The sequence below is a fragment of the Microbacterium sp. 22179 genome (genome assembly GCF_052045715.1).
Taxonomy (GTDB): domain Bacteria; phylum Actinomycetota; class Actinomycetes; order Actinomycetales; family Microbacteriaceae; genus Microbacterium; species Microbacterium galbinum.
Genome location: NZ_JBQEPJ010000001.1, coordinates 872323 through 898450, shown reverse-complemented (window position 1 = coordinate 898450; position 26128 = coordinate 872323). Strand labels below are relative to the sequence as shown.

The 26128-nt window shown below is 69.0% G+C and carries 26 protein-coding genes and 1 other RNA gene; 17 read left to right on the top strand and 10 right to left on the bottom strand.

All coding sequences use genetic code 11. From position 1 onward, the window contains the following. Positions 1-315, top strand: a complete 315-nt coding sequence (locus ACTJKK_RS04390; protein WP_247622327.1) for an HU family DNA-binding protein — start codon at positions 1-3, stop codon at positions 313-315. A gap of 35 nt (positions 316-350) precedes the next feature. On the opposite strand, the gene ACTJKK_RS04385 is transcribed toward ACTJKK_RS04390, so the two are convergent. Next, positions 351-1439, bottom strand: coding sequence for an AAA family ATPase (locus tag ACTJKK_RS04385; protein WP_440747119.1), 1089 nt, complete (start codon positions 1437-1439; stop codon positions 351-353). 274 nt (positions 1440-1713) lie between these two features. Continuing rightward, positions 1714-2628, bottom strand: a complete 915-nt coding sequence (locus tag ACTJKK_RS04380) for a methyltransferase family protein (RefSeq protein WP_440747118.1) — start codon at positions 2626-2628, stop codon at positions 1714-1716. A 41-nt stretch (positions 2629-2669) separates the two neighbouring features. Between ACTJKK_RS04380 and ACTJKK_RS04375 the strand changes: the two genes are divergently transcribed. After that, on the top strand, positions 2670-3623 hold the full coding sequence (locus ACTJKK_RS04375; protein ID WP_440747117.1) for an L-lactate dehydrogenase: 954 nt from the start codon (positions 2670-2672) through the stop codon (positions 3621-3623). 57 nt (positions 3624-3680) lie between these two features. Here ACTJKK_RS04375 and ACTJKK_RS04370 read toward each other — a convergent pair whose 3' ends face one another. Continuing rightward, positions 3681-4445 carry an SDR family oxidoreductase gene (locus ACTJKK_RS04370; RefSeq protein WP_440747116.1) on the bottom strand — a complete coding sequence of 255 codons (765 nt, stop codon included), beginning with the start codon at positions 4443-4445 and terminating at the stop codon, positions 3681-3683. A 100-nt stretch (positions 4446-4545) separates the two neighbouring features. Here ACTJKK_RS04370 and ACTJKK_RS04365 point away from each other — a divergent pair, with 100 nt between their 5' ends. Beyond that, positions 4546-5382, top strand: a complete 837-nt coding sequence (locus tag ACTJKK_RS04365; protein ID WP_247622332.1) for a helix-turn-helix transcriptional regulator — start codon at positions 4546-4548, stop codon at positions 5380-5382. A gap of 7 nt (positions 5383-5389) precedes the next feature. Here the strand turns inward: ACTJKK_RS04365 and ACTJKK_RS04360 are convergent, their stop codons facing one another. Then, positions 5390-6238 carry an aldo/keto reductase gene (locus ACTJKK_RS04360; RefSeq protein WP_440747115.1) on the bottom strand — a complete coding sequence of 283 codons (849 nt, stop codon included), beginning with the start codon at positions 6236-6238 and terminating at the stop codon, positions 5390-5392. A gap of 42 nt (positions 6239-6280) precedes the next feature. On the opposite strand from ACTJKK_RS04360, the gene ACTJKK_RS04355 reads away from it, so the two are divergent. The 4 genes from ACTJKK_RS04355 to rnpB all read left to right on the top strand — a co-directional run bounded on the left by ACTJKK_RS04355 (position 6281) and on the right by rnpB (position 9592). Further along, positions 6281-6706, top strand: a complete 426-nt coding sequence (locus tag ACTJKK_RS04355) for a YchJ family protein (RefSeq protein WP_247632115.1) — start codon at positions 6281-6283, stop codon at positions 6704-6706. Between the two features lie 33 nt (positions 6707-6739). Next, positions 6740-7471, top strand: a complete 732-nt coding sequence (locus ACTJKK_RS04350; RefSeq protein ID WP_440747114.1) for a zinc ribbon domain-containing protein — start codon at positions 6740-6742, stop codon at positions 7469-7471. A gap of 19 nt (positions 7472-7490) precedes the next feature. Then, a complete protein-coding gene (locus tag ACTJKK_RS04345; protein WP_440747113.1) occupies positions 7491-9194 on the top strand; it encodes a bifunctional 3'-5' exonuclease/DNA polymerase in 1704 nt (567 codons plus the stop codon). 35 nt (positions 9195-9229) lie between these two features. Next, positions 9230-9592: RNase P RNA component class A (gene rnpB, locus ACTJKK_RS04340), an RNA gene on the top strand. Positions 9593-9653: 61 nt separating this feature from the next. Here rnpB and ppgK read toward each other — a convergent pair. Next, positions 9654-10400, bottom strand: a complete 747-nt coding sequence (gene ppgK, locus ACTJKK_RS04335) for a polyphosphate--glucose phosphotransferase (protein ID WP_247622337.1) — start codon at positions 10398-10400, stop codon at positions 9654-9656. Between the two features lie 69 nt (positions 10401-10469). Between ppgK and ACTJKK_RS04330 the strand changes: the two genes are divergently transcribed. Genes ACTJKK_RS04330 through ACTJKK_RS04315 form a run of 4 tightly spaced genes read left to right on the top strand, consistent with a single transcriptional unit; the run spans position 10470 to position 15978 of the window. Then, entirely contained in the window at positions 10470-10673 is a 204-nt protein-coding gene (locus tag ACTJKK_RS04330; protein WP_247622338.1) for an SPOR domain-containing protein, read from the top strand. Positions 10674-10686: 13 nt separating this feature from the next. Further along, on the top strand, positions 10687-12024 hold the full coding sequence (gene glnA / locus ACTJKK_RS04325) for a type I glutamate--ammonia ligase (RefSeq protein ID WP_247622339.1): 1338 nt from the start codon (positions 10687-10689) through the stop codon (positions 12022-12024). Between the two features lie 9 nt (positions 12025-12033). Continuing rightward, a complete protein-coding gene (locus tag ACTJKK_RS04320) occupies positions 12034-15009 on the top strand; it encodes a bifunctional [glutamine synthetase] adenylyltransferase/[glutamine synthetase]-adenylyl-L-tyrosine phosphorylase (protein ID WP_440747112.1) in 2976 nt (991 codons plus the stop codon). Positions 15010-15057: 48 nt separating this feature from the next. Next, the gene (locus ACTJKK_RS04315; RefSeq protein ID WP_440747111.1) at positions 15058-15978 is read left to right on the top strand and encodes a diacylglycerol/lipid kinase family protein; all 921 of its coding nucleotides are present in this window, start codon (positions 15058-15060) and stop codon (positions 15976-15978) included. On the opposite strand, the gene ACTJKK_RS04310 is transcribed toward ACTJKK_RS04315, so the two are convergent. The 3 genes from ACTJKK_RS04310 to ACTJKK_RS04300 all read right to left on the bottom strand — a co-directional run bounded on the left by ACTJKK_RS04310 (position 15965) and on the right by ACTJKK_RS04300 (position 19038). After that, positions 15965-17122, bottom strand: a complete 1158-nt coding sequence (locus tag ACTJKK_RS04310; protein ID WP_404596317.1) for an AI-2E family transporter — start codon at positions 17120-17122, stop codon at positions 15965-15967. The genes ACTJKK_RS04315 and ACTJKK_RS04310 overlap by 14 nt on opposite strands. A gap of 111 nt (positions 17123-17233) precedes the next feature. Further along, complete coding sequence (locus ACTJKK_RS04305; RefSeq protein ID WP_247622344.1) at positions 17234-17860, bottom strand: response regulator transcription factor; 627 nt, start codon at positions 17858-17860, stop codon at positions 17234-17236. After that, entirely contained in the window at positions 17857-19038 is a 1182-nt protein-coding gene (locus tag ACTJKK_RS04300; RefSeq protein ID WP_440747110.1) for a sensor histidine kinase, read from the bottom strand. Before ACTJKK_RS04300 ends, ACTJKK_RS04305 begins: the two co-directional genes overlap by 4 nt. Before the next feature lie 163 nt (positions 19039-19201). Between ACTJKK_RS04300 and ACTJKK_RS04295 the strand changes: the two genes are divergently transcribed. Genes ACTJKK_RS04295 through glsA form a run of 4 tightly spaced genes read left to right on the top strand, consistent with a single transcriptional unit; the run spans position 19202 to position 22314 of the window. Beyond that, positions 19202-20269, top strand: a complete 1068-nt coding sequence (locus ACTJKK_RS04295; RefSeq protein ID WP_440747109.1) for an ABC transporter permease — start codon at positions 19202-19204, stop codon at positions 20267-20269. After that, complete coding sequence (locus ACTJKK_RS04290; RefSeq protein WP_440747108.1) at positions 20266-20961, top strand: ABC transporter ATP-binding protein; 696 nt, start codon at positions 20266-20268, stop codon at positions 20959-20961. The genes ACTJKK_RS04295 and ACTJKK_RS04290 overlap by 4 nt, the downstream gene beginning before the upstream one ends. Before the next feature lie 42 nt (positions 20962-21003). Next, a complete protein-coding gene (locus ACTJKK_RS04285) occupies positions 21004-21342 on the top strand; it encodes a YciI family protein (protein WP_247632123.1) in 339 nt (112 codons plus the stop codon). A 33-nt stretch (positions 21343-21375) separates the two neighbouring features. Next, entirely contained in the window at positions 21376-22314 is a 939-nt protein-coding gene (gene glsA / locus ACTJKK_RS04280; RefSeq protein WP_440747107.1) for a glutaminase A, read from the top strand. A gap of 66 nt (positions 22315-22380) precedes the next feature. On the opposite strand, the gene glnA (ACTJKK_RS04275) is transcribed toward glsA, so the two are convergent. Next, the gene (glnA, locus tag ACTJKK_RS04275) at positions 22381-23805 is read right to left on the bottom strand and encodes a type I glutamate--ammonia ligase (RefSeq protein ID WP_247622350.1); all 1425 of its coding nucleotides are present in this window, start codon (positions 23803-23805) and stop codon (positions 22381-22383) included. A 143-nt stretch (positions 23806-23948) separates the two neighbouring features. Here glnA (ACTJKK_RS04275) and ACTJKK_RS04270 point away from each other — a divergent pair, with 143 nt between their 5' ends. Beyond that, positions 23949-24380 carry an RDD family protein gene (locus ACTJKK_RS04270; RefSeq protein WP_440747106.1) on the top strand — a complete coding sequence of 144 codons (432 nt, stop codon included), beginning with the start codon at positions 23949-23951 and terminating at the stop codon, positions 24378-24380. Positions 24381-24384: 4 nt separating this feature from the next. Here ACTJKK_RS04270 and ACTJKK_RS04265 read toward each other — a convergent pair whose 3' ends face one another. Next, complete coding sequence (locus tag ACTJKK_RS04265; protein WP_282185356.1) at positions 24385-24864, bottom strand: ATP-dependent zinc protease family protein; 480 nt, start codon at positions 24862-24864, stop codon at positions 24385-24387. Positions 24865-24889: 25 nt separating this feature from the next. On the opposite strand from ACTJKK_RS04265, the gene ACTJKK_RS04260 reads away from it, so the two are divergent. Continuing rightward, entirely contained in the window at positions 24890-26077 is a 1188-nt protein-coding gene (locus ACTJKK_RS04260; RefSeq protein WP_247622353.1) for a RimK family alpha-L-glutamate ligase, read from the top strand. The last annotated feature ends 51 nt before the right edge of the window (positions 26078-26128 follow it).

The window sequence follows — 26128 nt, the reverse complement described above, 5'->3', positions numbered from 1 at the left end:
ATGAGCACATCCAAGACGCTCGAGGCCAATCGCGTGAGCAAGCGCGAATTCGTACAGCGATTCGCGCGACGCGGAGGGATCTCGGTCTTCGCCGCTCAGACGGCGTACAACGCGATGATCGACGAACTCCTCGATCTCGTCAGCCAGGGCAACACCGTCACCCTCACCAACTTCGGCAAGTTCTATCCGCAGACCCACAAGGGACACCGCGTGCAGTTCGGCAAGGACGAGGGCACCGGCGAGGTCACCGACTACACGGTGCTGAAGTTCTCCGCGACCCGCGAGGTCAATCGTCGCGTCAAGGTCACCGACTGACCGACGTCACCGACTGAACGACACGGGTCCGGACGTCAGAGTCCGAATCCGTACGTCGCCGGGGCGACGAGCGCGAGGCTGACGGTCGTCGGATAGACCTCCGGTTCCTCGTCGTCGTCACCGAGCAGATCGAGTCGATCGATCGGCACGAAGATGCTGCCGTCGGGTTCGAAGATCAGGTCGCGCGGCACGAACGACGCGAAGAGCGAACGGGTGCCGTTGCGCAGCTCGAACGTGCGCCCGACGTCTCCGCGTTCGAACAGGTTCATCTCGACCTCGTCGAACCAGACCTTGCCGTCGGGGAAGCGCGCCTCGATGCGATACGTCCCGGGCTCGACCGATTTGATGTTGAGATCGTCGACGATCTCGGCGAACAGCGTGTCGGGCTGCTGCAGCTCGAAGGCGATCGCCCGCAGATGGTCGTAGTTCAGCCGCGCCCGCCGCGAGAACAACGCCACGTTCTCGATCTCGTCGGGGTGCGCGTTCGGTGCCTGATCGAGAAGGTACTGCCGCACCTCGTCGGGACCCGGATAGTCGAAGCGCAGGTGGTAGTGGAACCGGCCGGGGCGGTTGACCAGATACGTGCTCACGTCGGCGATCGCGTTCACCGAGAGGCAGTAGACGCGCTTCACGGAGGAGAGCCCGTCGAACAGCGACAGGAACTGGTTCTGCCGATTCAACCCGTCGGTGATTCCTCGGCGGCCCGCCGGGAAGATCTTCTCGAACTCGTCGAAGACGATGAGGCACTCGTCGAGGCTGTCGAGGAACTCCACGATGCCGTCGTGGTCCTCGGAGACGACCACCACGGGAAGGCCCTGCTCGCGCGCGGCCTCGGCGACCATGCGCAGGAACAGCGACTTGCCGATGCCCTTGTCGCCGGAGAGCATGACCCCGAGGCTGCGGTCGGAGAGAGCGTAGGAGCGGAAGATCTTGGCGACTTTGCGATCGCGGCCGCCGTAGATGCGCTCCGCTCCGACGGTCAGATCATCGATGCGCACGAGGCTGAAGCCCTCTTTCGAGGTGAAGCTGACCCGATAGGTCCCCAGGGGGAACGCCTGGTGTGTGCGCACGGCGTCGTCGTACACCCGCACGTGACCGCCGGTCTCGATGTAAGTGCTGGCCACACCCTCCTCCTTCGCTCCCCGATGGTCGATCGGTGGGGTTTCGTGGCTCGCTCGGTGACTCGCTCTGCCCGCGGTGGGCGGAGCGGCACGGATGGAGCACGAGGTTCCGACGAGTAGGGGAGTCACGCAGGAACCGGAGGACGAGCGGTGGGGGATCCGCCCGGGATACCATTTCACGTCTCCGGGCCGGACGACAAGCGAGAAACGGCGTGTCGGGGCCGAAATCTCTTCGTTTACGTGCACTCGGGTCGCTCGACAGGGTGCGCGCGAACCGTCAGCCGGCGAACCGCGGCACCCAGCAGGTGACTCGGCGGCGGTAGTCGGCATAGTCGTCGCCGAACCGCTCCGCGAGATCGGCTTCCTCGATCGGACGCACGGCGGTGTTCCACACCAGCGAGCCGCACAGCGCGTAGACGACGACCAGCCAGGAGCCGAGCATCAACCCGACCGCGACGCCCTGGGCGATGCCGGCGACGGCCATCGGGTTGCGCACGAAGCGGTACGGACCGGCGATGACGAGACGGCGCGCCATCTCGGAGGGGAGCGGCGTTCCCTCGCCGAGGAGCGACATCGTGATCGCCGACCAGAGGCCCAGAGCGGTCGCGGCGAGGAACAGCGCGACACCGGTCAGACGGAGCGCGAGAGGCATCTCGAGATGAAGCCCCCACCGAGCCTCGACCATGGCGATGAGCAGCGGGAGGAGCCCGAGGAACACGCCCCAGAAGAACAGGGTCTGAAGTCCCGTGCGCGCCATCACCCGGGCGCGCCCCTGGGCGCGGGAGGTACGGAAGGCGAACGGTCCACGAGCGATCCACTCGAAGGGTGCCCGGCCCACGATGATCACGACGCCGGCGGCGAGACTCCCCGCCGCGGCGGCCACCATGAGGAGCGCACCCCACCCGGCCAGGCCGGTGACGGTCGCGTGCACGACCATCCCGGCCGCCACGAGCACGGTCCAGGAGGTGACGACCCAGACCGCCGCCCGCACGCCGCACGCGGCGAGCGCCGACCCTCCGACGAAGAGAGGGATGTCGGCGATCGCGATCGGGAGAACGGGGAGTCCGTCGAGCGTCGCCGAGCGGATCACGGGGATCAGGAGCACTCCGAGCCACCAGCATCCGCCGGCCACGGCCTGCAGTGCGAAGTACGCGCGTGCCGCCGGGGGAGCGATGCGGATGCCGGCGAACACCGCCCCATGCTATCCACCCGGCCACCTGTCACACTGGGCGGATGGAGATCATCGAGAACGCGAAGCTCACGGTCGTCGGCGCGGGCAGCGTCGGGTCGAGCGTGGCCTATGCGGCGCTGATCCGCGGGTCCGCGCGGCACATCGCCCTCTACGACATCGCGACCGAGAAGGTCGAGGCCGAGGTGCTCGACCTCGCGCACGGTACGCAGTTCACGGGAACGAGCGACATCGTCGGCGGCAGCGACGTCTCCGTCGCCGCAGGCTCCCACGTGGTCGTGATCACCGCCGGGGCGAAGCAGAAGCCCGGTCAGACGCGGATCGAGCTCGCGGACGTGAATGCGGGGATCATCCGCCGCATGATGCCGGAACTCCTCGAGGTGGCCCCGAACGCCGTGTACGTGATCGTCACCAATCCCTGTGACGTGCTCACCGTCATCGCCCAGCAGGAGACGGGTCTGCCGCCCGAGCGCATCTTCGCGTCCGGTACCGTGCTGGACACCTCGCGGCTGCGCTGGAAGCTGGCGCAGCGAGCGGGCGTCTCGACGGCGAGCGTGCATGCGCACATCGTGGGCGAGCACGGCGACACCGAGTTCCCCCTGTGGTCGCGGGCCACGATCGGAACCGTGCCGATCCTCGAATGGGAGACCCCCGAGCATCCCCGTTTCACGCTCGCCGAGCTCGACGAGATCGCCGTCGACGTCCGCGACGCGGCCTACAAGGTCATCCGCGGCAAAGGAGCGACGAACTACGCGATCGGTCTCTCGAGCGCACGCATCGTCGAGGCGATCCTGCACGACGAGCACGCGGTGATGCCGGTGAGCACGGTGCTCGACGACTTCCACGGGATCGACGGCGTCGCACTCTCGGTGCCGTCGATCGTCAGCGCCTCGGGTGCCGTGCCGATCCGGAACACGTCGTTCTCCGACTCCGAGCTGGCATTGCTGCGCGGATCCGCCGACGCGCTCCGCTCGGCCGCGGCGACCCTGCGCTCCTGACCGTATCCGCCCCCGGAGATGTGGGCCGGGGCACCGGGGCCGGTGCCCCGGTCGCTCTCACTTCCCGTGCGGGTCGGTGCTGTTGAGTGCAGCGACCACCTGTGCGTAGTCCCCGCGCGCCTCGCCGTAGCGGAGGAACTTCACTCGCTCGACCTGCACCTCCGAGGCGTCGGGCCGGGTTTCGAGCAGTGTCATGACCTCCGCGATGAACTCGTCGAGCGGCATCGCGGCGTCGTTCTCGGCGTGTCCGGGCATGAGGTCGGTGCGCACGGCCGGGGGCTCGAGCTCGATGACCGAGACGCTCGATCCCTCGAACTGGAGACGCAGCGATTCGCTGAGCATGTGGATCGCCGCCTTGCTCGCGTTGTACGTCGGCGTGACCCGCAGCGGAGCGAAGGCGAGCCCGGAGGACACCGTCATGATCGTGGCGTCGGGCAGACGGCGCAGGTGCTCGACGAACGCCGCGATGAGGCGGATCGGCCCCAGGACGTTCGTGATGACGATCTCCTCGGCCGTGGCGAGGAAACCGTCCGGCGTGCGCCAGTCCTCCGTGCGCATGATGCCCGCCATCGTCACGAGCACGTTGAGGGAGGGATGCTCGGCGAGCACCGTGCGGGCGGCGTCCTCGATGCTCCCGGCATCCGCGGTGTCGATCCGCACGGTGCCGAGATCCGGGTGCTCGGCGGCGATCGCCTCCAGACGGTCGGTGCGCCGGCCGCCGACGATCACGGTGTTGCCGCGATCGCGCAGGGCGAGGGCGAGCGCGAGGCCGATGCCGCTCGTCGCTCCGGGGATGAAGATGGTGTTTCCGCTGATGTTCATGCGTCCAGCCTCCGTCGATCGCATGGACCGCTCCAGAGACGGCTGATCCAGGGAGCGGCGATCCCTGGATCGGGTCGACGACTCGCGGGATACTCGGGGGGTGGATCGTGATGCGCTGGCCGACTTCCTCCTCCGTCGCCGGGAGGCGTTGACCCCCGACGACGTGGGGTTGTCGCCGGGGCCGCGTCGGCGTACGGCCGGGCTGCGCCGCGAGGAGGTCGCTCAGCTCGCGACGATGTCGACGGACTACTACACGCGCCTCGAGCAGCGCCGTGGACCGCAGCCCAGCGCCCAGATCCTCTCATCGCTCGCTCGCGCGCTCCGGCTCAGCGAAGACGAGCGCGACTACCTCTATCGCCTGTGCGGCTACAGCGCCCCCGATCGCGCGCACGTCACGGAGTACGTGCGCCCCGGCATTCTGCGCGTGCTCGACCGCCTGCACGATACCCCGGCGTTCGTGGTCTCGGTCCTCGACGAGGTGCTCGTGCAGAACGACGCCGCTCGGGCCCTCCTCGGCGACGCGAGCGCGCTGACGGGACTCGAACGCAGCGGCATCTACCGGTGGTTCGCGATGCCCGAGACCGAGCGGCGGCGCTATCCCGAGGCCGACCACGCTCGCCAGAGCCGCGCCATGGTGGCCTCATTGCGCGCCGCGCACGGCGTGATGGGGGCGCGATCGCGGGCCGGCGAGATCGCCGGAGAACTCTCGGCGCGCAGCGACGAGTTCATCGGGCTCTGGGAGAACCACGAGGTGAGCAGGCGCTTCGAGCAGCACAAGACGATGATCCATCCCGAGCTCGGTGAGATCGAGGTCGACTGTCAGGCGCTGTTCACCGAGGACGAGTCCCAGGCGCTCATCGTGCTCACCGCGGCGCCGGGCAGCGAGGCGGCGAGCAAGCTCGAGTTCCTGCGCGTGCTGGGGACGCAGAAGGTCTGATCCTCGGTCAGGACTCCTCGTGGTGCGCGGGATCGGCGTCGAAGAGTCGCCCGTCCGCACGCCCGAGACCCGTGATCGCCAGCACCTCCGCCTCGTCGAGCGCGACCTCGGCGGCGGCGAGGTTCGCGACCTGGTGCTCGAGCGACGAGGCCTTCGGGATCGAGACCGTGCCGCGGGCGACGTGCCAGGCGAGAACCGTCTGTGCCGGAGTGATGCCGTGCGAGGCCGCGACCTCGCGGATCACGTCTTCGTCGAGCAGTTCCTTCGCGCGGCCGAGCGGGCTCCACGCCTCGGTGAGGATGCCGTGCTCCCGGTGGTACGCGAGCTGCTCGCTCTGCGGGAAGTAGGGGTGCACCTCGATCTGGTTCACGACGGGACGCACCCCGGTCTCGCGCTCGATGCGCTCGAGGTGCTCGGGCAGGAAGTTCGAGACGCCGATCTGGCGCACGACCCCGCGCTGCTGGGCGTCGACGAGCGCCGCCCACGCCTGCACGTACTCGTCCTGGCTCGGGTTGGGCCAGTGGATGAGGTGCAGGTCGGTGATGTCGAGGCCGAGACGCGACCGGCTCTCCTCGATGCTCGTCCGGGCCTTCTCGGCGGGGTGATGGCGACCGGGAAGTTTCGTGGTCACGATGATCTCGTCGCGATCGACGTCGGATGCCGCGACCCCGCGTCCGACGGAACCCTCGTTCTCGTAGTTGAAGGCGGAGTCGATGAGGCGGTACCCGGCACCGATGGCGCCGGTCACGGCATCCGCCCCGGCATCGCCGTTGAGCGCGTACGTCCCCAGGCCGATCGCCGGCAGGGCGAATCCGTTGTGGGCGGTGAACGTGGGGATGGCGGGCTGAGTGCTCACGGTGCTCCTTCTCGGTCGGTGTCTCGAGCGTACGCTGGAGGGATGACACCCGAGGCGGAGATGGCGCCGCATGACGCAGCGATCACTGACTCCGCCCGGTGCCCCTGCGGATCGGGCGACCTCTTCGGCGGATGCTGCGGCCCGATCCTCCGGGCCGAGACCACCGCCCCGACGGCCGAGCGGCTGATGCGGTCGCGCTACACGGCGTTCGTGATCGGCGACGTCGCCCACCTGCGCGCGACCTGGCACGCCTCCACGCGACCGGCATCGATCGAGATCGAACCGGACCTGCGCTGGCGGCGACTCGTGGTGCTCGACCGTGAGGCGGGCGGCCCCTTCGATCGTGACGGGGTCGTGGAGTTCGCGGCGCACTGGCTCCAGAACGGAGCCCGTGGCGTGCTGCACGAACGCAGCAGGTTCGTGCGCGAGGAGCGCCGTTGGCTGTACGTCGACGGCGACCTGCTGTGATGGCGGCCCCCGCCAGACGATAGATTGGACAGCGTGAACGCCAGCTCCGAACACCAGCGCATCCTGCTCGACATCGCCGACCTCGACCGGCGCATCGCGCAGGCCGATCGTGCCCGCACCCATCCCTCGCAGGCCGCGCGCATCAACGAGCTGGTGGCGATCCGGCAGGAGCAGCTGCGCGAGCTCACCGCGCTCACCGGCACCCGCGACGACGCACGCACCGAGCTGACCCGTCTCGAGTCCGACGTGAAGCTCGTCGAGCAGCGCCGGGCACGCGACGCCGAGCGCCTCGCGGTCGCGACCGACCCCAAGCAGGCGCAGGCCCTCGAGCACGAGATCGCGAGTCTCACCCGCCGCCAGAGCGACCTCGAAGACGCCGAGCTCGACGTCATGGGGCGGGTCGAAGAGGCCGAGGCCGCCGTCGCCGCTCAGCAGGCGCTCATCGACATCACGACCGCCGAGGGCTCGACGCTCAGCGCGCAGGGCAAGGCCGACGTCGCCGCCGCTGCCGAGCTCGGCGTTCAACTCGCCCGCGATCGTGCAGCCGTGGCCGAGAGCATCCCCGCGACGCTGCTGGCCGAGTACACGCGTCGCGCCGCGAACAGTGCGGGTGCGGCCCTGCTGACCCGTGGCACGTGCGAGGGGTGCCGCATGATGCTCCCCAGCACCGACATCGCCGAGATCCGTCGCGCCGCCGAGGACGCGGTCGTGTACTGCCCCGAATGCGGCTGCATCCTGGTGCGCACGGAGGAATCGGGACTGTGATGCACGCGGCGCCCTCGTCGTGAGCGCGTCGCCCACATCGTCCGAGCGACGCATTCTGCTGGTCGCCGACGGAGGCGGCGCATACGTCGCCGTCGATCTCGATGCCGCAGACGTCGAGATCCGCCGAGAGAGACTGAGCGAGCGCGATCTGCCGGGCTGGGTCGCCGAGTCCGAGCAGCGCGACGCGCCGCGCTGGGTGATCCGCAGCGCGCGCGAGACCTATGCACCGCTGCTCGCCGACGGCGTGCGTGTCGGACGCACCCATGATCTGGTCCTGTGCCACGCGATCCTCCGCGACACGGCATCCGTCCCGCACCCGCTGGAGCCGTCCGAGGACTGGGTGCGCCGCGAGGCGCCCGATGCGGCACCCGGGCTGTTCGATCTCTTCGACACGGATTCGACGCGCGCGGATCCGGTCGCCGACGCCCTGGAGCAGTACCGCGCGCAGCGCCGGGTGATCGCCGCGGCATCCGACGGCCGGCTCGCCCTGCTCTGCGCCGCAGAATCTGCCGGCGGCCTCGTGGCCGAGGAGATGCGCGCGGCGGGGGTGCCCTGGAACGAGGGCGTGCACGACGAGATCCTCACCGAGACGCTCGGCGCTCGATCGCCCGCCGGCGGGCTCCCGGCGAAGATGGTCGCGCTCGGCGAACAGGTGCGCGCGATCCTCGGCGACGCCACCCTTCATCTCGACAGCCAGCCGAAGCTTCTGCGGGCGCTGCATCGCTCCGGGGTCGCCGTCGAGTCGACGAGCAAATGGGAGCTCGCGCAGTACGAACACCCGGTCGTCGAACCGCTCCTGGCCTACAAGAAGATGTCGCGTCTGCTCAGCGCCAACGGGTGGGTCTGGCTCGCCGACTGGGTGCACCGCGGGCGGTTCCGCCCGGTGTACATCCCCGGTGGCGTCGTGACCGGGCGCTGGGCATCGGCCGGCGGGGGAGCGCTGCAACTGCCGCGTAGTCTGCGCCCCGCCGTACGGGCGGACCCCGGGTGGACCCTCGTGGTCGCCGATGTCGCCCAGCTCGAGCCACGCATGCTCGCGGCGATGGCCTCGGATGCCGTGATGGCGCGTGCGGCGCAGGGCACCGATCTGTACGCCGGAGTCGTCGACTCGGGCGCGGTGGCGACACGCGAAGAGGCCAAGTACGCCGTGCTCGGTGCCATGTACGGTGCGACGACGGGCGACAGCGGCCGGCTCGTGCCGCGACTGCGCAAGGTCTACCCGCGAGCGATGGCGCTCGTCGATGCCGCCGCACGCGCGGGGGAGGACGGCGGGGTGGTCTCGACCTGGCTCGGACGCTCGTCGCCGAAGCCGTCACCCGAGTGGGCGGCGCTCCAGTCCGCGGCCACCGGAGCGGACGTCGACGCGGCGCTGGTCGCGCAGGCGCGGCGCAGCGCTCGCGACTGGGGGCGTTTCACCCGCAACTTCGTGGTGCAGGGCACCGCGGCGGAGTGGTCGCTGATCTGGCTCGCCGAGATCCGTCATCGGTTGCGCGGCCTGCCGCCCGCTGCGACTCCGGCCACGGCATCCGGCCCGTTCGCGGAGGCCGCGCACCTCGCGTTCTTCCTGCACGACGAGGTGATCCTGCACGTCCCCGTCGAGCTCGCGGATGCCGCCGCCGACGCCGTGCGCGAGGCGGCGGCCGTCGCGACCACACGCCTGTTCGGTACGTTCCCGATCGACGTGCCACTGGATCTGCGCATCACCGAGTCCGCCGAGAAATGAGGCGCGGCCGGGCGTCGTAGACTGGCAGATGCGAATGGGTCGACTGGACGGTCGCGTGGCGGGCAACCGCACCGAGGAACGTCCGGGCTCCACAGGGCAGGGCGGTGGGTAACACCCACCCGGAGTGATCCGCGAGACAGTGCCACAGAGAGCAGACCGCCCCCGGTTCGCCGGGGGTAAGGGTGAAAGGGTGGTGTAAGAGACCACCGGGGGACATGGTGACATGTCCCGCCAGGTAAACCTCGCCCGGAGCAAGGTCAGACAGAGGATGTTGACGCGGCTCGCCGAGTCCTCGGGTAGACCGCTGGAGCGGCACGGCAACGTGTCGCCGAGAGAGATGGCCGTCGAAGGGGCGAAGAACCCCGGAACAGAACCCGGCGTACAGGTCGGCCCATTCGCCTCGACGTGAAAGGCCCGGTGACCATCAGGTCACCGGGCCTTCTCGCGGTCTCGAGGGTGTCAGTCGCCCGCGAGCGAGGCTGCGCCGATGATGCCGGAGTTGTTGCGGTGGATCGCCGGGACGATCGGGGTCTTCAGGTCGAGGAGCGGGAGGAAGTCGCCCGCGTTCTTCGACACGCCGCCGCCGACCACGAAGAGGTCGGGGCTGAAGAGGAACTCGATGTGCGAGTAGAACGCCTGCAGGCGCTCGGCCCATTCGGCCCAGGTGAGCCCCTCGCGCTCGCGCGCAGAGGTCGCGGCCCACTGCTCGACGGACTCGTACTCGCGGAAGTTGAGGTGCCCGAGCTCGGTGTTGGGCAGCAGTACGCCGTCGTTGATGAAGGCCGAGCCGATGCCGGTGCCGAGGGTCGTGAGCAGGGTGAATCCGCGCACGTCGCGCGCCGCACCGTGCCGTGCCTCGGCGACGCCAGCGGCATCCGCATCGTTCACGAACACGATGTTGCGGCCGAGGCCGTCGCGGAAGAAGCGCTCGGCGTCGAAGTCGACCCACTCCTTCGACACGTTGGCGGCCGACAGCGTCTTGCCGCGCTTCACGATGGCCGGGAAGGCCACGCCGAGGGGGAGGGTCGACTCGTGCACGTCGAGGGTCTTCAGCACCGTCTGCACGGCCTGCAGCACGTCGCCGGGAGCCGCGCCCTCGGGCGTGGGCACCCGTACCCGATCGGACGCCATCGTGCCGTGCTCGAGGTCGACGATTCCTGCCTTGATTCCGGTACCGCCGATGTCGACGCCGATCGCTTTTGCCATGACCCACAGCATAGCGACAGGCGTTCGCGCCAGTAGGATCGATGACATCAGACGACGAAGGGACGGGCCATGTCCGACGGCGAACACAAGTACTGGTACAACCTCGAGACCAAGCAGGTCGAATTCGGGATGATCTCGCAGTCGATCGACCGCGTGGGCCCGTTCGACACCGAGGCCGAGGCCGCGAACGCACCCGAGACGCTGAAGGCGCGCTCCCGCGCCTGGGCCGATGAAGAAGCGGCCGAATCCGGCTGGGACGAAGGAAAGGGCTGAGGCTCCGCACGATATGGACAAGCAGAGAGACTTCGTCCTCCGGACGATCGAGGAGCGCGGCGTCAAGTTCGTCCGCCTGTGGTTCACCGACGTCATCGGCACGCTCAAGTCGGTCGCCATCGCGCCGGCCGAGGTCGAGGGCGCGTTCGCCGAGGGCATCGGCTTCGACGGCTCGGCCATCGAGGGGCTCACGCGCAGCCATGAGTCCGATCTGCTCGCGCAGCCCGATCCGACGACGTTCCAGACTCTGCCGTGGCGGGGCGAGATCGACCCGACCGCCCGCATGTTCTGCGACCTGACGACGCCCGACGGCCAGCCCGCGGTCGCCGACCCGCGCCACGTGCTCAAGCGCACGCTCGCGAAGGCGGCCGATGCCGGGTTCACGTTCTACACGCACCCCGAGATCGAGTTCTACCTGCTCAAGTCGTCGCAGTACGGTCCGGAGGGACCGGTTCCCGTCGACTCCGCAGGGTACTTCGACAACGTGCCCGGCGGCACGGCGCACGACTTCCGTCGTCGTTCGGTGCGGATGCTCGAAGACCTCGGCATCTCGGTCGAGTTCAGCCACCACGAGGGCGGACCCGGTCAGAACGAGATCGACCTGCGCTACGCGGACGCCCTCACCACCGCCGACAACGTGATGACGTTCCGCACGGTGATCAAGGAGGTGGCGATCGAGCAGGGCGTGTACGCGACCTTCATGCCGAAGCCCCTCAGCGGCCACCCGGGCAGTGGCATGCACACGCACATGTCGCTGTTCGAGGGCGACCAGAACGCGTTCTACGAAGAGGGCGCGAAGTACCAGCTCTCGAAGACCGGGCGTCACTTCATCGCCGGCCTCCTGCGCCATGCGAACGAGATCTCGGCCGTCACGAACCAGTTCGTCAACTCGTACAAGCGCCTGTGGGGCGGCGACGAGGCCCCGAGCTTCGTCACGTGGGGGCACGCCAACCGTTCCGCGCTCGTGCGCGTGCCGATGTACAAGCCCAACAAGGGGCAGTCGTCGCGCGTCGAGTACCGCGCGCTGGACTCCGCCGCGAACCCGTACCTGGCGTACGCGCTCATGCTGGCCGCCGGCCTCAAGGGCATCGAGGACGAGTACGAGCTCCCGCCCGAGGCCGAGGACAACGTGTGGTCGCTCAGCGACGCCGAGCGCCGCGCGCTGGGCTACTCGTCGCTGCCCGCGAGCCTCGACCACGCCCTCGAGTACATGGAGGACTCCGAGCTCGTCGCCGAGACGCTGGGCGAGCAGGTGTTCAACTACGTGCTGCTCAACAAGCGCAAGGAGTGGGAGGCGTACCGCGGCCAGGTCACGCCGCTCGAGCTGAAGAACAACCTCGAGCTGCTCTGAGCCGTGCGCATGGCCCGTCCGGACGATTCCTTCTCGCTGTCCGCGCTGGCTCGACTCGGATTCGATGAGCTCGGCGAGGCCGCGGAGGCCCTCGCCGAGCTCGCCGAACTGCTCGGTCGCTCGCGTGCCGAGCTGCTGACGGAGGCGGATGCCGCCGATCCCGACGCGGCCGTGCGCGGGATGCTGAGGGTGGCGCGACGCGATCCCGCGCCGTTGGCGGCCCTGCTCGACGGCGGAGACACCCAGCGCCGCACCTGGCGGGTGTTCGGGGCATCCGAGGGATTGGCGGACTTCTTCCTCCGCAACCCCGCGGAGCTCGCGGTGCTCGCCGCCGAGGTCGATGCGTTGCCGACCGCCGACGACCTCACCCGGGCGATGCTCGCCGGTGTCGGCGCCGTCGACGGATTCGCACGGTCCGGCGGTGACGACGAGGTCGTGGCACTCCGGGTCGCCTACCGCCGCAGCCTCGCGGCGATCGCGGCCTACGACCTCACCCGGACCGCACCGGTCGAGGCTCTCGCCGATGTGGCGGCGGCGCTGGCGGACGCGGCCGGTGCGGCGCTCGAGGCCTCGCTGGCCGTGGCGCGCAGTCGATTGCGCGAGACCGTCGATCAGCGCGAGGTGGCGGCCGTCCGCCTCTCGATCATCGGCATGGGCAAGGCCGGTGCGCGGGAGCTCAACTACGTCAGCGACGTCGACGTGATCTTCGTCGGCGGCACGGCCGATGAGGAGATCGTCTCCGAGTCGCGTGCGATCGATCTGGCGACGAAGCTCGCCCGCGAGACCATGCGCGGCCTGAGCGGCATCGAGAAGGAGCCGCCTCTCTGGGAGGTCGACGCGAACCTGCGGCCGGAGGGCAAGCAGGGTGCTCTGGTCCGCTCGCTCGGATCCCATCTGGCCTATTACGACCGCTGGGCGAAGAGCTGGGAGTTCCAGGCCCTGCTGAAGGCGCGGCCCCTCGCCGGCGATCCGGAGCTGGGGGCGGAGTACATCGGCGCCGTGCAGCCGAAGATCTGGTCGAGCGCGGCCCGCGAGGACTTCGTCGACAGCGTCCAGCGCATGCGCGAGCGCGTCAAGGAGCACATCGATCCGGAGGATGCCCCGTACCAGCTCAAGCTCGGCGAGGGCGGACTGCGTGACATCGAGTTCACCGTCCAGCTGCTGCAACTGGTGCACGGACTCACGGATGCCAGCCTGCGCACCCGTGGCACCCTCGAGAGCCTGGAGGCCCTCGTCGAGGGCGGTTACATCGGACGGGTCGAGGCGACGACCTTCGCCGACGACTACCGGGTCCTGCGACTGATGGAGCACCGGCTCCAGCTCAAGGAGCTCAGCCGTACCCACCTCCTGCCGCGGACGCCCGCGGGACTCCGGGTCCTCGCGCGCAGCACGGCGCTGGCCGACAGCGGTGACGGCATCTGGGCGCGCTGGGAGAGCGTGCGACGCGAAGTGCGCGAGATCCACACGCGACTCTTCTACCGTCCCCTCCTCAGCGCGGTCGCCGCGTTGCCCGAGGGCGAGCGCTCCCTGTCGACCGCGCAGGCGCACGATCGTCTGGCGGCGATCGGCTTCCGCGATCCGGCGGGCGCGTTGCGCCACATCGGCGCGCTCACGAGCGGACTCAGCCGCAAGGCCACGATCCAGCGCCACCTCATGCCGGTGATGGTGCGATGGTTCGCCGACGGCACCGATCCCGATTACGGCCTGATCGCGTTCCGCCGCATCAGCGAGCGCCTGGGCAACACGCACTGGTTCCTCCGGATGCTGCGGGATTCCTCGGGGGCGGCCGAGAGCCTCACCCGGATCCTGTCGACGTCGCGGTACATCGGCGAGCTCATGGAATGGATCCCGGAGTCCGTGGCCTGGCTCGACAGCACCGAGTCCCTGCGTCCGCGCGGCGGCGCCGCGCTGTCGGAGGAGGCCAGGGCGATCCAGACGCGGCACGAGACGATCGGCGACGCGCTGCGTGCCGTGCGCGCGCTACGGCGTCGCGAGCTGCTGCGCACTGCGATGGGCGGGGTGCTCGACGTCCTGACGATCGAGGACGTCGCGACCGCTCTCACTGACATCACCGAGGCGACCATCCAGGCCGCGCTGCGTGCGGTGCTGCGCGAGGTCGTGCCGCCCGAGGACGATGCGCTCGACTTCGCGGTGATCGCCATGGGCCGGTTCGGGGGAGCGGAGCTGGGCTTCGGATCGGATGCCGACATCCTCTACGTGTACGCGGCGAACGGCGTCGATCCCGACCGCGCGCAGACTCTCGCGACGAAGATCGTCGCCGGTCTCCGTGAACAGGTCACCGACCATCGGCTTCCGCTCGATCTCGACGCGGGACTGCGCCCGGAGGGTCGCAACGGTCCGGTGGTGCGATCGATCGAGGCGTATGCCGAGTACTACCGCCGCTGGTCGCTGTCGTGGGAGGCGCAGGCGCTCCTTCGGGCGCGTGGCGTCGCCGGCAGCGCCAAGCTGATCGCGCGCTTCACCGAGCTCGCCGACACGATCCGCTACCCCGCGTCGATCGATCTGCAGGGCACCCGCGAGATCAAGCGCATCAAAGCGCGCGTCGAGGGGGAGAGGCTTCCCCAGGGGGCCGACCCGCGTCGCCACCTCAAGCTCGGCCCCGGGACGCTCAGCGATGTGGAGTGGCTCGTGCAGCTGCTCCAGTTGCAGCACGCCCACGCCGTGCCGGGCCTGCGCACGACGTCGACGTTGGGAGCGCTCGGCGCGGCGGTCGATGCCGGACTCCTCCCGGCCGAGGCCGCCGATCGCCTCCGTGAGGCCTGGTTGCTGTCGAGCCGTCTGCGTTCGGCGATCACGATCCTCACCGGAACGACCAGCGACGTGCTCCCCGCGGATCGCCGCGAGCTCGACGGGATCGCGCGGATCCTCGGGTATCCCGACCGCTCGGCCACCGAGCTCGAGGAGGAGTACCTGGGCGTCACTCGCCGCGCCCGCAAGGCGTTCGAGCAGGAGTTCTACGGCTAGACCCGTGTCGACTTGCGGCGAGACGCGTTCGGCCCCAGGCTTGGCCTCATGAGCGTCTCGAGCATCGGCATCGTGTGGAATCCGTCCAAGATCGACGGAGACGAGGTGCGCGCCGCGGTCGACGAGGTCTTCGGAACGGACGCCCCGGTTCGGTGGTGGGAGACGAGCATCGAAGATCCGGGGCGGGGGATGGCCGAGGAGGCCGTTGCGGACGGGTGCGAGGTGGTCGTAGCGGTGGGCGGTGACGGGACGGTCCGTGCCGTCGCTGAAGCCCTGGCCGGTACGGAGGTCGCTCTGGGGATCATTCCGCAGGGGACCGGCAACCTGCTCGCACGCAACCTGGGAGTGCCGCTGACCGGTATGGTCGCGGCCCTCGAGCGCGTGCGCGATGCCACTCCGCAGCACATCGACCTGGGCTGGGTGGAGTTCAACGGCGAGACTCGCGCGTTCGCCGTCATGGTGGGGTTCGGGATCGACGCGCAGATGCTGGTCGAGACGAACGACGACCTCAAGGACCGGGCGGGATGGCTCGCGTATGTCGAAGCCATGGGGCGCGCGCTGGCGGGCACGGAGATGACCGACATCACCGTGACCGTGGATGATCGCGAACCCGAGGAGGTGCGCGGGCACACAATGCTCATCGGCAACTGCGGCATGCTCCAGGGCGGACTCCGCCTGCTCCCCGATGCGCAGCTCGACGACGGGTTGCTCGACATTCTCCTCATCAGCTCGGAGGGCGCGCTCCAGTGGATGAACACCCTGCGTTCAGTGGTGTGGGACAACGGCATCCGGCGGCTGCTCACCGGTGGCGACGAGGCGGTCAGCACCGATTCGGCGCAGCATCTCGCCGTGGAGAGGATCGCTGTCTCGCTTGCCCAGCCGCTCGTCTTCGAGATCGACGGTGAGGAGATGGGCGAGATCACTCAGTTCGCGGTGCGGGTGCAGCCGGGCGCTCTCACGGTGCGGTGAGCGCCGGCGGCACCTGCTTGCGGTCCTGAGCGGGGAACACGACCTTCTGCACGATGATGATGATGCTCGCCGCCACGGGGATCGCGACCAGGGCTCCGAGGATGCCGCCGAGCGCACCGCCGGCGACGGCAGCGATCACGACGAGTGCGCCGGGCACGGCGACGGCCTTGTTCATGATGCGTGGGGAGAGCACGTAGGCCTCGACCTGCATGTACACCAGGTAGTAGATGATGGCGATGAGCGCGGTCACGGGGCTGATGAACAGGCAGATCAGCGAGTTGATGATCGACGCGGCCAGGGTGCCGACCAGCGGGATCATCGATCCGATGAAGGCGATGAGAGCGAGCAGTGCCGGCACCGGCGCACCGATGATGCTGAGGAAGATCAGGCTCAGGATGCCGTTGACGAGGGCGAGGCTCGCCTGGCCCATGACGTAGCGCCCGACGGCGCCGGAGACGTCTTCCAGCAGGCCGCTGAACGTGTCGCGCTGGTAGGCGGGCACGAAGCGCGTCGCGACCTTCTTCATGCTGCGCAGCGAGGCCATGAAGTAGAGGGTGAGGATGAGCACGATCGTCACGCCCGTGAAGCCGCCGGCGATACCCGCGCCGACCGCGAACACCCCGCCGCTGATGTTGAGGATGTTGCCGGGATCCTGCACGAAGCTCAGAACCCCCTGGGCCGCGTCTTCGAAGGTCGATCCGAACTGCGCCGTCACGTCCTTGAACCAGGCGCTGGCCATGAAGTCCTCGACCATCTGCGGGCCGTCGTTGACGAGGTTGGTGATCTGCTCCACGAGGATCGGGACGATCGCGAGGATGATGCCCGCGAAGGCGAGCACCACGACGGCGACGACGATCGCGACGGCGGCGGGCCGCGGGAGCTTGCGCTCGATGAACGAGACGATGGGGTCGAGTCCGAGGGCGAGGAAGATCGCGACGCCGATGTAGACGAACACCGTCGCCAGCTGGCCGACCATCCCGCCGATCGCGAGGGCCACCAGCACGCCGAGTGCGCCGAGCAGTCCGAACATGAAGGGATTCGTGCGGGCCGCGGCCGTGACCGAGCTGACCTGCCGCGAGGTGCGGCCCGTCGCGGGGCCCGATTCGATGGTCTCGGTCCTCGTGACTGATTTCCTGCGGCGCATGATGGATCCCCTCGTAGTGCAGACCTCTCAGTTGACCACCGCGTCCGACCCGGGTCAAGCAGGGACACGCGGGCTTGCGCAGGCCACTGTTCTGTGCCTGTGGAGGGCGGGTCAGCGCAGGATGCCGCGGTGCCGGGCTTCCGATACCGCGGCCGTGCGCGACGTCGCGTCGAGCTTCGTGTAGATGTGCGCGAGATGCGACTTGACCGTCGTCTCACTCACGAAGAGCTCGCTCGCGATCTCGGTGTTGGTGCGGCCGGCTTCGACGAGTTCGAGCACCTGGATCTCGCGCGCGCTCAGGCTCGCCTTCGGGGCGCGCATCCGCTGCAGCAGCCGGGTGGCGATCACGGGCGCGAGTGCGCTCTCCCCGGCCGCGGCCGCACGGACCGCCGCGGAGAGCTCGTGCGGCGGCGCGTCCTTCAGCAGGTAGCCGCTCGCGCCCGCCTCCACCGCTCCGAGGATGTCGGCGTCGGAGTCGTAGTTCGTGAGGACGAGCACGTAGGGCGGTGCGTCGAGTGCCCGGATCCTCCGCGTGGCCTCGGCACCGGATCCGGCCGTTCCCGCGCCGAACTGCAGATCCATGAGCACGACATCGGGGTTCGCGCGTTCTGCGACGGCGACGGCCTCGTCGGGGGTCGAGGCTTCCGCGATGACCTCGATGTCGTCGTCGAGGGCGAACAGAGCGACCAGTCCGGCGCGGACGATGGGATGGTCGTCGACGACCAGGAGGCGGATCATGCGCGGCCCTCGAGAGCCAAGGAGACGCGCAGCGTGGTCCCCGTACCCGGAAGGGAACGGACGTCGAGGGTGCCGCCGAGCTGATCCACGCGCTCGCGCGTCGCGCGCAGTCCGAACGAGTCCGAACGGGCGGGGCGGTCGGCGTCCAGGCCGGCGTCGAACCCGCGGCCGTCGTCGGAGATCACGAACTCCAGGTCGCCGGGACCCAGGGTGAGGGCGATCGTCGCGGTGCGCGCATCGGCGTGCTGCACGACGTTCGACATCGCTCCCTGGGCGATCCGCAGCAGCGCGGTCTGCACGTGCATGGGGAGATCGACCGCCTCCGAGACGCGCACGTCGACGTCGAGTCCCTGCGGCGACCACTGGTCGTCGGCCAGACGGCGGAGGGCCCCCGCGAGACCGTGGTCATCGAGGTCCGGGGGAGCGAGTTCGCGAATGAACCGGCGTGCCTCGCCGAGGTTGTCCGCGGCGGTCTCACGAGCGAGGCGGATGTGCTCGATCCCCGGGCGCTCCGGATCCGTCCGCTCGGCGGCATGGAGCAGCATCTGGATGCTCGACAGCCCCTGCGCGAGCGTGTCGTGGATCTCCCGTGCGAGACGTGCGCGCTCCGCCAGCACTCCCGACTCGTGCTCGGTGGTCGCCAATCGGTCGCGGGTCGCGAGCAGTTCGCGCATGAGATCTTCCCGCTGTCGTGCCTCCTGAGCGAGGGCTTCGTAGCCGAGGCCGATCAGCAGGGCGACGCCGGCGCCGACGAGGGGCCCCACGACCCCGCCGACGGTCCATCCGCTGTGAAGACCGAGCGTGCAGATCGCCACCCCGGTCGCCAGGAGCAGGGTGAGCGTGCCCCATCGGCGCCCGAGCACGTGCAGGTAGAGGAAGAACAGGGGGAAGACCAGATACGCGGCCTCGGCGGTGAGGAAGACCAGGAGCACCCATTCGACGCTGACCGCCGCGAGCCACACACCCGTGAGCCAGCTCGAGCGAGAGGTCGAGCGAGCCAGCGCCGCCCCGCACCCGTATGTCGCCAGAAGCGCGACGGTGAGCGCGATCGCGGGGATGCTCGTCGGGGTCGGAGCGAGGAAGGCCCGCACGATGACGAGTCCGCACAGCGCGACGAACAGAAGGTGCAATCCCGTCCGCAACCCCGTGAACACGGGTGTGAGCGGGGTGTGGGCCATGCCTCGAATCCTACGCTTCGGGGTGCGCACCGCATCGTCCGAAAGGACGATTCCGTCCCCCACCGAACGGCTGGTCAGGACCATGCACACGGCCGATGAGCGCGGACCCCCGAGACAGGAGAGTGGAAGCGTCGTCACTCCGACGGCAGGAGAGGAACCCCGCATGTACATCGCCCTCCGCGACCTGCGCTTCGCCCGCGGACGATTCGTCCTGATCGGCACCGTCGTCGCGCTCATCACCGTCCTGGTCGGATTTCTCAGTGGTCTGACCGGCGGCCTCGCCGTCCAGAACATCTCTGCCGTGGTCGGCATCGCCGGGGACCGCGTGGTCTTCGCCGATCCCGGCGCCGACGATGGCCCGAGCTTCGCCGAGTCACGAGTGACCGCGGAGCAGGCATCCGAGTGGGAATCCACCGCCGGTGTCGAATCCGTGCACCCCCTCGGCATCAGTCAGACCAGAGCGGAGTCGGAAGACACCGTCGCGTCGATCGCCGTCTTCGGCGTGCAGCCCGGCTTCGCACCGCAGTCGCCCGTCGCCTCCGGAGAGCTCGTGCTCTCGCGTCCCGCAGCGGACGAGCTCGACGCGCACCTCGGCGACCCGGTCACGATCGCGGGCACCGCGTACACGGTCGTGGGTATCGAGGGAGACGACTGGTACAGCCACACGCCCGTCGTGCGGATGACCCTCGCGGATTGGCAGGCGTACGCGGCAGCGACCGGTGATCCGGATGCCTTCGCCACGGTGCTCGCGGTCACCGGTTCACCCGACTGGGACGCGGCTGACAGCCGGATCGGCACTCGATCGACGACCATCGTCGGCTCGCTGACGGCGCTGAGCGCCTTCCGTTCGGAGATCGGGTCCCTGCTCCTCATGGTCGCGATGCTCTTCGGCATCTCGGCGCTGGTCATCGGCGCGTTCTTCACCGTGTGGACGATGCAGCGCACACCCGACATCGCGATCCTGAAGGCCCTCGGCGCCCGCACCTCGGTGCTCGTGCGCGATGCGCTCGGACAGGCGGCGCTGGTGCTCGTGGTGGGCATCGGCGTCGGGATCGGCGTCGTGTCGATCCTCGGAGCTCTTGCGGGTGCCGCGCTGCCGTTCCTCCTGAGTCCGCTCACCACCGTGCTTCCGGCCGTGCTCATGATCGTCCTCGGTCTCGCCGGCGCCGCGTTCGCCCTCCGTTCCGTCACCTCCGCCGACCCCCTCACCTCACTCGGGAGCAACCGATGATCCGCCTCGAAGAAATCACCCTCACCTTCCCCGACGGAAGCGATCGCATCACCGCCGTCGACCACGTCACGCTCTCGTCGTCCCCGGGCGAGGTGACGGCGATCACCGGGCCGAGCGGCTCGGGCAAGTCGAGCCTGCTGGCGGTCGCGGCCACGCTGATCCGGCCGGACTCCGGTCGTGTCGTGATCGACGGCGTCGATGCCACGACCCTGACGGCAGATCGGGCGTCCGAACTGCGCCGCACGTCCATCGGGATCGTCTTCCAGCAATCGAATCTTCTCCCGTCCCTGACCGCTCACGAGCAACTCGTGGTCATGAACGAGCTCGGTGGCGGTCGTCCGCGGCGACGCCGTGCGGCCGCGACCCGACGTGCCGAATCGCTCCTCAGGGATGTCGGCCTCGCGGAGCACCTCGACAAGCGTCCGCACCAGCTCTCGGGAGGACAGCGTCAGCGCGTGAACATCGCGCGTGCGCTGATGAACGAACCGAGCGTGCTCCTCATCGACGAACCGACCAGCGCACTCGACCAGGAGCGCGGCGCGAGCATCATCGACCTCTTGCTGCGTCTGACCGACGAGCGGCGCACGTCGACGCTGCTCGTCACCCACGATCTCGTCCATCTGCCACGGATGCACTCCGTGGTCCAGCTCGTCGACGGACGTATCGATCACCCGGCCGCGGTCACGCGCTGACTGGCTCTTGCGCACTCCCGTCCCGCGACGCACCATCGGAGCATGACCAAGTACCTGATCTCCTTCCCCGCCGAAGCGATGGATCTGACGGAGGAGGAGTTCCCGGAAGTCGTCGAGACCTCGCACGCCGTGATCGACGAGGCGAAGAGCGCGGGCGTCTACGTCTTCGGCGGCGGGATCGACGAGGATGTGGCTCCGGTGCTGGTGACCGGTCGCGGTGCCGTGCGCGACGAGACGTATCCCGGGTCGCGGATCACCGGAGGATTCCTCGTCCTCGAGCTGCCCACGCGAGCGGATGCCGTCGACTGGGCTGCGCGCGTCGCTCACGCATGCCGGTGCCCTCAGGAGCTCCGGGAGTTCGGGTACGACCCGGCGAGCTGACCAGCCTCGGCCCGGGCGTGACAGGCTGGGACCATGAACTCCGCGGTCGATCCCCTCTCCTACGATCTCGACGGCGTGCGCGACCGGGCGCTGCGCGAGCGAGGGGGCGCCGTCGACGACAGCATCCCGGAACTCGCCGATGCCGACCCCGACCTGCTGGGCATCGCGCTCGTCACGCTCGACGGCGAGACGAGGGCGACCGCTCAGGCCGACGTGCAGATCAGCATCCAATCCGCCGTCAAGCCGTTCCTCTTCGCCCTGGCGCTCCAGGACCATGGACCCGCGGCTCTCGATCGTCTGGGCATCGAGCCGACGGGGGAGGCCTTCGACGCGATCAAGCTGGAGAGCGGCACCGGCCGCCCGCCCAACCCGATGGTCAACGCCGGCGCGCTGCTCACCTCGGCGCTGGTGGACGGCGCGGATGCCGCCGCCAGGAGTCGACGGATCCTCGCGGGACTGTCGGCTTTCGCGGGTCGTGACCTGAGCGTCTCCGAGAGCGTCGCCGAGAGCGAGCACCTGCTCGGCGATCGCAATCACGCGCTCGCTCACCTGATGCGTTCGGAGGGCACGCTGCAGGTCGGCGCCGACGAGGCGGTCGGCGTCTACGCCCGCGCCTGCGCCGTTCTCGTCGACGCGCGCGATCTGGCGGCCATGGGCGCCACGCTCGCCGCCGGAGGGCGGAACCCGCTGACCGGGGTGCAGGTCGTCGGCTCCGACGTCGCACGCGACGTCGTCTCGGTCATGGCGACCTGCGGCGTGTACGACGGGTCGGGGAGGTGGATGCGCCAGGTCGGTGTGCCGGCGAAGTCGAGCGTGTCCGGCGCGATCGTCCTCGCGGCGCCGACGGCGCTGGGAGCGGCCGTGGTGAGTCCGCCGCTCGACGAGCAGGGGACCAGCGTGCGCGGACATCACGTGAGCGAGGTCCTGAGCCGGGAGCTCGGCCTCCACGCGTTCGCGATGCCGCGCGGGTGACGCCGCTGCAGAACGAAAGAGCGCCCCACCGGCCGAAGCCGGTGGGGCGCTCTTCTCGATCCGGGATCAGACCCCGAAGTACAGCTCGTACTCGAACGGGTGCGGGCGCTGCGCCATCGGGAGGATCTCGTTCTCGTACTTGTACGAGATCCAGGTCTCGATGAGCTCCTTGGTGAACACGCCGCCCTCGAGGAGGAACTGGTGGTCGGCCGCAAGAGCGTCGAGCGAGTCGAGCAGCGAGTTCGGCACCTGCGGGATGCCCTTGGCCTCCTCGGGGGGAAGCTCGTAGAGGTCCTTGTCGACGGGCTCGTGCGGCTCGGTGCGGTTCTTGATGCCGTCGAGGCCGGCCATGAGCTGCGCGGCGAAGGCCAGGTACGGGTTGCCCGAGGCGTCCGGTGCGCGGAACTCGATGCGCTTGGCCTTGGGGTTGGAGCCGGTGATCGGGATGCGGATCGCGGCGGAGCGGTTGCCGGCCGAGTAGACCAGGTTGACCGGCGCCTCGAAGCCCTTGACCAGACGGTGGTAGCTGTTCAGCGTCGGGTTGGTGAAGGCGAGCAGGGCCGGCGCGTGCGCCAGGATGCCACCGATGTACCAGCGCGCGATGTCGCTGAGCTGGCCGTAGCCCGCCTCGTCGTAGAACAGCGGCTTGCCGTCGTTCCAGAGCGACTGGTGCGTGTGCATGCCGGAGCCGTTGTCGCCGTAGAGCGGCTTGGGCATGAAGGTCGCGACCTTGCCCCACTCGTTGGCGGTGTTCTTGACGATGTACTTGAACTTCAGGATGTCGTCGGCCGCGTGCACCATCGTGTCGAAGCGGTAGTTGATCTCCTGCTGACCCGCGGTGCCCACCTCGTGGTGCGAGCGCTCGAGGATGAAGCCGGCGTCGATCAGCTTGAGCGTGATGTCGTCACGCAGGTCGGCCGTCTTGTCGACCGGGCTGACGGGGAAGTAGCCGCCCTTGTACGGGGTCTTGTTGGCGAGGTTGCCGCCCTCTTCCTCGCGACCGGTGTTCCACGCGGCCTCTTCGGAGTCGACCTTGTAGAAGCTCTCACCGGCGGTGACGGAGTAGCGCACGTCGTCGAAGATGTAGAACTCGGCCTCGGGGGCGAAGAACGCGGTGTCGGCGATGCCGGTGGAGGCGAGGTACTTCTCGGCCTTCTTGGCGACCTGGCGCGGGTCCTTCGAGTAGATCTCACCCGTGCGCGGGTTGTAGATGTCGAAGATCATCACGAGGGTGCTCGCCTCGCGGAAGGGGTCGATGTACGCGGTGGTGACATCGGGGATGAGCTGCATGTCGGACTCGTGGATGCTGGCGAAGCCGCGGATCGAGGAGCCGTCGAACAGCTGGCCCTCGGTGAAGAACGCCTCGTCGACCGTCGATGCAGGAATGTTGAAGTGCTGCTGCACACCCGGGAGATCGGTGAAACGGATGTCAAGGAACTTGACGTCGTTCTCCTTGATGTAGCTCAGAACCTCGGACGAATCTTTGAACATGTACGACTCCTGTAAGACGGATCGATGGCTTCGGGGCCACTCGCAGAGTACGGTCGGGGGATTTCTCCACGGTATCGACTTTGTTTCGAGCGTGTTACAGCGCCTCGCCGGTCGGAGCGCATATCGGCTCTCGGTAGGCTGGGATGGTGACGGATGCTGTGAACGCTTACCCCGGTGAACGCCTCGGACTGCCCGCGTCGGGCACGGGGAGCGTCGGACGCCTCGGACGACGCATCGGAGCGCTCCTGATCGATTACGTCGCGGCCACGATCATCGCCACCGCGTTCCTCGGCTTCGACCAGTTCGCGCTGCCCGCCGCGGCGGGACTCAGCCAGTTCGGCCCGATGGCCGTGTTCGCCCTGCTGCAGATCCTCTTCATCCCCACGGCGGGAGGAAGCCCCGGGCACCGCATCCTCGGGATGCGCGTGGTGCGCCTCGACGGCGGCTGGGTGGGCCTGTGGCGACCGATCGTGCGCACGGCGCTGCTCATCGTCGTGATCCCCGCAGTGATCTTCGATGCCGACCAGCGCGGACTCCACGACAAGGTCGTGGGCACGGTGCTGATCCGCACCTGAGCGGTCAGATCCTGCCGCGGTTCCGGCGACGGGCTTCACGCGGCGCCCGGCCCCCGAGGAACGATCGCGCGGGGTCGACCGAGAACCCTTGCCGGAGCGCCTCCCGGCCGATGAGCATGCGGAAGCCCATCTCGTCGCGGTTGCTCAGCGTGACCTCCGCCAGCACCTCGCGGTCGACGAGGCGGATGAGGAGCTCCACCACGAGGCGCTCCTGCGCGTGGCCGGAGGAGCTGCGCACCGCGCGACGGTCGTGCACGGGGGACTCGACCACGACGGCATCCGCCTGACTGTCCTGCCAGGGCTTCACCTTGAATCTGACCCACGGCGCGCCGTCCTGATCGAACTCGTGGATGTCGAACGCGTGGAGCGATGAAGTACGTGCGCCGGTGTCGATCTTGGCCTTGATCCAGTCCACGCCGAGATCGGGCAGGCTCACCCATTCTCGCCACCCCGTAAGAGTGTTTGAATGGGATGTCTTCGTCACCCGACCATCCTGGCAGGAAATCTTCGTGAAGCTCGCAGTGCTCTCCCGTGCGCCCCAGGCGTACTCCACCCAGCGCCTCCGTGCCGCCGCGCTCCAGCGCGGGCACAACGTCAAGGTGCTGAACACGTTGCGCTTCGCGATCGACCTCACCGCGGACGAACCCGACCTGCACTATCGGGGGCGTCAGCTCAGCGATTACGACGCGATCCTGCCGCGCATCGGCAACTCGATCACGTACTTCGGCACCGCCGTCGTGCGACAGTTCGAGCAGATGGACGTCTACACGCCGAACACGGCCAACGGAATCTCGAGCGCCCGTGACAAGCTGCGCGCGAATCAGATCCTGTCGCGGCACAACATCGCCATGCCGCCCACCGCCTTCGTGCGCAATCGTGCCGACGTGCGCCCGGCCATCGAGCGCGTCGGCGGGGCCCCTGTCGTCATCAAGCTTTTGGAGGGCACGCAGGGGATCGGCGTGATCCTCGCCCCGCAGGTCAAGGTGGCGGAGGCGATCATCGAGACGCTGCACTCCACGAAGCAGAACGTGCTGATCCAGAAGTTCATCGCGGAGAGCCGGGGTCGCGACATCCGCGCGCTCGTCGTCGGTGATCGCGTCGTCGCGGCGATGCGCCGTTCGGCGGCCGGCGACGAGTTCCGATCGAACGTGCACCGTGGCGGATCGGTCGAGGCGGTCGAGCTCGATCCGGTGTACGAGCGCGCCGCCGTCCGGTCCGCGCAGATCATGGGCCTGCGCGTCGCCGGCGTCGACATGCTCGAGGGCGATGACGGCCCTCTCGTGATGGAGGTGAACTCCTCGCCGGGTCTCCAGGGCATCGAGACGGCGACCAAGCTCGACGTCGCGGGAGCGATCATCGACTACATCGCCGGACAGGTCGCGTTCCCCGAGATCGATGTGCGTCAGCGTCTCACGGTCTCGACCGGGTACGGCGTCGCCGAGCTCATGGTGCACGGCGCCGTCGACCTCGTGGGCAAGACGCTCGGCGAGGCGGGTCTGTGGGAACGCGACATCACCGTGCTGACGCTGCACCGCGGGGTGACGGTGATCCCCAACCCGCGCAAGCACGTCGTGCTCGAGGCCGATGACCGGCTGTTCTGCTTCGGGAAGCTCGACGAGATGCGCTCCATGGTGCCCGAGCGTCGCCGCCGGCGCGCCAAGGTGCGGCGCCTGCCCCGCCAGCCCCTCTCGGAATGAGAGAAGCGGGGGGGGGGGATCCGAAGGAGGAGGGACGGCGCGGTTTCTCTT

Coding starts and splice junctions, on each gene's coding strand:
- ACTJKK_RS04270 (WP_440747106.1), top strand. CDS start 23,949: ATGGTGACGGATGCTGTGAACGCTTACCCCGGTGAACGCCTCGGACTG.
- ACTJKK_RS04315 (WP_440747111.1), top strand. CDS start 15,058: ATGAGCGTCTCGAGCATCGGCATCGTGTGGAATCCGTCCAAGATCGAC.
- ACTJKK_RS04320 (WP_440747112.1), top strand. CDS start 12,034: ATGGCCCGTCCGGACGATTCCTTCTCGCTGTCCGCGCTGGCTCGACTC.
- ACTJKK_RS04295 (WP_440747109.1), top strand. CDS start 19,202: ATGTACATCGCCCTCCGCGACCTGCGCTTCGCCCGCGGACGATTCGTC.
- ACTJKK_RS04300 (WP_440747110.1), bottom strand. CDS start 19,038: ATGGCCCACACCCCGCTCACACCCGTGTTCACGGGGTTGCGGACGGGA.
- ACTJKK_RS04305 (WP_247622344.1), bottom strand. CDS start 17,860: ATGATCCGCCTCCTGGTCGTCGACGACCATCCCATCGTCCGCGCCGGA.
- ACTJKK_RS04390 (WP_247622327.1), top strand. CDS start 1: ATGAGCACATCCAAGACGCTCGAGGCCAATCGCGTGAGCAAGCGCGAA.
- glnA (WP_247622339.1), top strand. CDS start 10,687: ATGGACAAGCAGAGAGACTTCGTCCTCCGGACGATCGAGGAGCGCGGC.
- ACTJKK_RS04290 (WP_440747108.1), top strand. CDS start 20,266: ATGATCCGCCTCGAAGAAATCACCCTCACCTTCCCCGACGGAAGCGAT.
- ACTJKK_RS04330 (WP_247622338.1), top strand. CDS start 10,470: ATGTCCGACGGCGAACACAAGTACTGGTACAACCTCGAGACCAAGCAG.
- ACTJKK_RS04285 (WP_247632123.1), top strand. CDS start 21,004: ATGACCAAGTACCTGATCTCCTTCCCCGCCGAAGCGATGGATCTGACG.
- ACTJKK_RS04355 (WP_247632115.1), top strand. CDS start 6,281: ATGACACCCGAGGCGGAGATGGCGCCGCATGACGCAGCGATCACTGAC.
- glnA (WP_247622350.1), bottom strand. CDS start 23,805: ATGTTCAAAGATTCGTCCGAGGTTCTGAGCTACATCAAGGAGAACGAC.
- ACTJKK_RS04310 (WP_404596317.1), bottom strand. CDS start 17,122: ATGCGCCGCAGGAAATCAGTCACGAGGACCGAGACCATCGAATCGGGC.
- glsA (WP_440747107.1), top strand. CDS start 21,376: ATGAACTCCGCGGTCGATCCCCTCTCCTACGATCTCGACGGCGTGCGC.
- ACTJKK_RS04375 (WP_440747117.1), top strand. CDS start 2,670: ATGGAGATCATCGAGAACGCGAAGCTCACGGTCGTCGGCGCGGGCAGC.
- ACTJKK_RS04370 (WP_440747116.1), bottom strand. CDS start 4,445: ATGAACATCAGCGGAAACACCATCTTCATCCCCGGAGCGACGAGCGGC.
- ppgK (WP_247622337.1), bottom strand. CDS start 10,400: ATGGCAAAAGCGATCGGCGTCGACATCGGCGGTACCGGAATCAAGGCA.